Origin of the sequence: Deinococcus sp. (assembly GCF_030523985.1) — a bacterium.
Taxonomy (GTDB): Bacteria; Deinococcota; Deinococci; order Deinococcales; family Deinococcaceae; genus Deinococcus.
In genome coordinates this window covers 1-5,126 of sequence record NZ_JAUNHK010000064.1, presented here as the reverse complement: position 1 = coordinate 5,126, position 5,126 = coordinate 1, and the positions used below count along the sequence as shown (strand labels likewise).

At 67.0% G+C, this 5,126-nt stretch carries 3 protein-coding genes; 2 read left to right on the top strand and 1 reads right to left on the bottom strand.

Features of this window, described 5'->3' with window-relative positions; genetic code table 11:
* Positions 1-97: 97 nt before the first annotated feature.
* Positions 98-1,327 carry a Xaa-Pro peptidase family protein gene (locus Q4C89_RS10005; RefSeq protein WP_303102474.1) on the top strand — a complete coding sequence of 410 codons (1,230 nt, stop codon included), beginning with the start codon at positions 98-100 and terminating at the stop codon, positions 1,325-1,327.
* A 78-nt stretch (positions 1,328-1,405) separates the two neighbouring features.
* Here the strand turns inward: Q4C89_RS10005 and Q4C89_RS10000 are convergent, their stop codons facing one another.
* Positions 1,406-3,739, bottom strand: a complete 2,334-nt coding sequence (locus Q4C89_RS10000) for a transglycosylase domain-containing protein (RefSeq protein ID WP_303102473.1) — start codon at positions 3,737-3,739, stop codon at positions 1,406-1,408.
* A 299-nt stretch (positions 3,740-4,038) separates the two neighbouring features.
* Between Q4C89_RS10000 and ttcA the strand changes: the two genes are divergently transcribed.
* Entirely contained in the window at positions 4,039-4,923 is an 885-nt protein-coding gene (gene ttcA, locus Q4C89_RS09995; RefSeq protein WP_303102464.1) for a tRNA 2-thiocytidine(32) synthetase TtcA, read from the top strand.
* Positions 4,924-5,126 lie beyond the last annotated feature (203 nt).

Below are 5,126 nucleotides of genomic sequence, written 5' to 3'. Positions count from 1 at the left end.
AAAGTTCGGCCCCTTCCCACACCGGGAGGGGGTTTTTGCCGTCTCCGTTATGCTGCTGGGCATGTCCAACCCAGCCACAGCCAATCCCGTTCCTGCCATGCAAGCCGCCCTCGCGCAGACCGACCTGGGCGGCTGGCTGGTCTACGACTTCCAGGGCCTCAATCCCCACGCCCGCCGGGTGCTGGGCATTCCCGAAGGCGTGTTTTTGACCCGGCGCTTTTTCGTGTGGGTGCCGCGTGAGGGGCAGGCGGTGGTGCTGCACAACCACATCGAGGGCGGCAACTGGGGGCGGGTCACGCGGGACTGGGGCGCGAGTCTGCGTTCTTTCGGCTCGCACGCCGAACTCGACGCCGCCCTGCGGGACGTGGTGGCGGGGCAGTCGCTGGCGATGGAATACAGCCCGGACGGAGCGGTGCCGTATGTCAGCCGGGTGGACGCCGGAACCGTAGAACGGGTGCGCCGCGCCGGAGCCGCCCACATCGCCAGCAGCGCCGACCTGCTGCAAGCCTTCCTGGTCTGGACGCCGGACGACCTCGCCGCGCATCGCCGGGCCGCCGCCGTGCTGATGGAAGCCAAAGACGCCGCCTTCCGCCTCATCCACGAGCGGCTTCTGGCGGGCCAGCCTGTGACCGAGTGGGAAGTGCAGCAACTCATCATGGGACGCATTCACGCGGCGGGAATGCAGGCGGGGCACGACGTGAACGTGAGTTTCGGGGTCAACGCCGCCGACAGCCACTACGAACCGAGCGCCCAGAGCAGCGCGACGCTGGAGCCGGGGCAGTGCGTCCTGATTGACCTGTGGGCGCAGGAACCGGGCCGCCCCTTTGCCGACGTGACCTGGGTGGGCCACGCGGGCGAACCCTCGGCGGAATATCTGGACGCCTGGGCCGCCGTGCGTGCGGCACGCGACGCGGCAGTGGGGCTGTTGCAAGGCCGCGTGCAGGCCGAGGGCTACGGGCGCTTGCAAGGCTGGGAACTCGACCGCGCCGCCCGTGACGCGATGGGGGAGACGTGGAGCCAGTTTTTCCTGCACCGCACCGGACACGACCTGGGCGTGCAGATTCACGGGGCGGGAGCCAACCTCGACGACTACGAAACCCGCGATACCCGCACCCTCACGCCGGGCCTCGCCGTCACGGTCGAACCCGGCACCTACCCCGCCGCTCCTTTTTCTGCGGGTCGCGGGGGCTTCGGCATCCGTTCGGAAGTGGACGTGTACCTCGCGCCCAGTGGCCCCGAAGTCACCACCGACCCGCAGCAGTTTCCCTTCGTGCTGGGCACGGGTGACTGGGAAACGGTGCGGGCGCGGGGCTACGGCGAGGGGTAAAGGGGAGAGGGCAGAGGGTAGAGAGAAGAGGGTTTTGCCCTTTACCCTCTGCCCTCCACCCTTCACCCTCTGCGCGCCCTACTGCCGGGGCGGTAGCGTCAGCTCGGGGGGGAGCCAGGGGTTCGTCTCCGGCTGAGCCGGGTCGCTGGGGGCCGGTTCAGCCGGGGCTGCGTCGTCAGGTTGCACGTCGGTCGGGAACGCGTCCGTCGGCAAGGCGGGGTCAGTGGGCAGGTCGCCGGGCAGCGTTTCGGTGGGCGGTATTTCGCTCGGCGGCGGGTCGCTGGGAACGGGTTCGCTCGGCAGCGGCTCAGTGGGGTCAGGTTCACTGGGGCTCGGCTCAGGCGTGCTGGGCACAGTCCAGGGCAGGGTCGTGTCCGGGGAAGTCGGAGCGGCCTGTTCGGTCTGGGCGGGCGGTGGCGGGGCGGGCGTAGGTGTGGGTTCGGCTTCCGGCTCGGCCTCCCGCTTGCTGCCGTCGTGACCCACCGGAGCCTGATCGGCTTCCTCGGTGCGGAAGGCCATGTTCAGGCGGTAGTAGGTGCGGTACACGATGCCCTCGGGCGGCACGAAGGTCGCCGCCTCGCGCCCCGCCAGAGCGCCCGCCGTCGCCTGCTGCCAGACCGGGGTGGGAATGTCGCCGCTGTAGGCCCAGTTCGGCATGGCCCCGCCTTCCTGCTTGCCGACCCAGACTGCGCCGCTGGTCAGAGGAGTGACCCCCGCAAACCACAAGTCCTTGATGTCGTTGGTGGTGCCGGTCTTGCCGCCCACCTGCCAGCCCTCGATTCTGGCTTTGGTCGCCAAGCCGCCCTGGTAGGCGCTCAGGTCGTTCACCACGCCGCGAATCATGTCCAGGCCCAGCCACGCCACCCGCTTGTCCCACACCCGTTTGCCTACCGGGTCGGGGCGCTGGTAGAGCACTTCCCCCTGGGCCGACTCGACCCGGCGCACCGTGCTGGGCGCGTAGTACAGGCCGCCGTTGGCGAAGGGCGCGTAGGCCGCCGCCAGTTGCAGCGGGCTGGCCTCCAGCGTGCCGATGGTCAGGCTCAGGCCGCCGTCTCTGGGCGGGGTCAGGCCCAGGTCGCGCAGTTTGGCCTCGAAGGTCGGCACGCCGAGTTCCTGACCCATCCGCACGGTCGGCAGGTTGAGGCTGTGGTTGAGGGCGTAGCGCATGGAGACATATACGCCCGTCCACGTACCGGAGTAGTTCTTGGGCTGGTAGTCGCCGGAAATCGGGGCGTCCAGAATGGTGTCGCTCTGTTTCCAGCCTTTTTCCAGGGCCAGGGTGTACAGCAGCGGCTTGATGGAACTGCCCACCTGACGGCGGCTCTGGGTGGCGTTGTTCCACTCGTTGGGGCGTCCGCCCGTCAGTTTTTGCCCGACCAGCGCCAGCGCCTCGCCGTTTTGCGGGTTGACCAGCGCGATGCCCAGCGTGGCCCCTTCGGGCACCTGGGCGTTTCGGCTGGCCTGCTCGGCGGCCCGCTGCGCTTGCAAGTCCATCCCGGTAAAGATTTTCGCGCCGCCGTAGAGCGTGCCCCGGTCCACCTTGCCCGCCAGTTCGCGCTCTACTTCCTGGAGGTAGTAGAGCGAACGGTACTGCTGGCCCGGCGGCATCATGCTCACCAGGTTTTCCGCGAGGCGCGAGGGCCGCTCCAGCACGGCCGTCCTGACCGTGCCGTCCGTATTCCAGCCGATGCGCCAGCCTGCCGGATAAATCGGCGTAATCCAGGCTTGCTCGGCCTGCTGCTTGGTGATCTGCCCGTCCTCGACCATGCGCGTCAGCACCGAGCGCATCAGCGGGCGGTAGGCCTCGAAGTCCTTGTAGCGGCGGTTGGGGGCCGGGATGATGGTCGCCAGATACACGCTCTCGGCCAGATTGAGTTCCCAGGCTTCTTTCTTGAAGTAGGCCCGCGCCGCCGCCCCGGCCCCGATGATGTCCTGCGCTCCGCCGTCGCCCCAGTAGATGACGTTGAGGTAGGCATTGAGAATCTGGTCTTTGTTGAAGCGCTTATCCACCTGATAGGCCAGCACCGCTTCCTTGAACTTGCGCTCGGCGGTGCGTGCGCCCCCTAGGTCGCGCAGCAAGGTGTTTTTGACGACCTGCTGGGTAATCGAACTGCCGCCTTCGAGGTCGTTGCGCAGCAAGCCCTTGAGGAGCCCACGGGCCACGCCGATGGGGTCCACGCCGCTGTGCTGGTAAAAGCGGCGGTCTTCGCTGGCGACCACGGCCTTTTGCAACCACGAACTGATCTGCTTGGGGCCGAGCAGTTCACGGTTGACGTTGGTGCCGCTCGCCAGACTGGGCGAGAGCGTGCCGATCAGTTCGCCCCGGCGGTCGAAGACGCGGGTCTGTCCGCTGAAATTGATCACGTCCAGGTCGGAAACTTTGGGGAGGTCGCGGCCCCACAGCAGCCACATGCCGCCGAACACCAGTCCAATGGTCAGCAGCACGCCCAGAATGAGGGTGGGCAGGCAGCCGCAGCCCCGTGCCTGTCCCGAAGTGGGTGCCGGAGACGGCGGGACAGGCACAGGAGTGGGCGTGGGGGCCGGGGGTTGGCCCTGGGGCGAGCGCGTCATACGCCCACAGCATAGACGCCCATTCTGAAAGGCGCGTCAACCCTTTGGTGGAGACCACCCATCCGGCGGGAACGGCACGGGCGAGCCGCACCCTTGCTAGCATGTGCCCCACTGCCCGCGCTGGCGCGGAGGCCCAACCTATGACCCTGAATCCGAATACCCCGACCCCACCCGACCTTTCCCGCCTGTTCGCCCCCATCGTGCGCGGCGCAGGGCAGGCCATCGGGGACTACCGCATGATCGAGCAGGGGGACCGGGTCATGGTCTGCCTGTCGGGGGGCAAGGACAGCTACACCCTGCTGGACGTGCTGCTGCAATTGCAAAAGAAAGCCCCCATCGACTTTGAAGTGGTGGCGGTCAACCTCGACCAGGGGCAGCCCGGTTTCCCCAAGGACGTGCTGCCGCGCTACCTGACGGAACTCGGCGTGCGCCACGACATCCTGACCGAAGACACCTACAGCGTGGTCAAGGAAAAGACGCCCGAGGGCAAGACCACCTGTAGCCTGTGCAGCCGCCTGCGCCGGGGCATTCTGTACGCCCACGCCCGGCAAATCGGCGCAACCAAAATCGCGCTGGGGCACCACCGCGAGGACATCCTCGAAACGCTGTTCATGAACATGTTCTTCGGGGCGCGGCTCAAGGCCATGCCGCCCAAACTGCAATCGGACGACGGCAGCAACGTGGTTATTCGCCCGCTGGCCTACGTCGCCGAGGCCGACATCATCCGCTATGCCCAGGCCCGCGAGTTTCCCATCATTCCCTGCAACCTCTGCGGCTCGCAGGAGAACTTGCAACGCAAGGTGGTGGGCGAAATGCTCGAAGGTTGGGAACGGGCCAACCCTGGCCGCCTGCAAAACATCCTGCGCTCGCTGACCCGCGTGACACCCAGCCACCTGCTCGACCGCGACCTCTACGACTTCGCCTCGCTGAGCGTAACCCCGTTAGAGGGCGACACGGGCTTCGACGCCGAAACCTACCCCGACCGCGAATTCATGGCCGGACTGAGCGAAATGACCATGCTCTAGAGCATTTGACGTAAAAAATTGGTCTGGACGCCCCCTCACCCCTCGCTGCGCGAGGCCCTCTCCCACAAGGGGAGAGGGTCAAGAACGCAAGTTTCATTCTGTCAAATGCTCTAAGCGGGAGCCGTAAAAGTAAAGGAGGCCCCCCGCTCCCCCTGTCAAGCCCTCTGGCGACACCGCCCCAAAAAACCGTGAAACGCAGAATT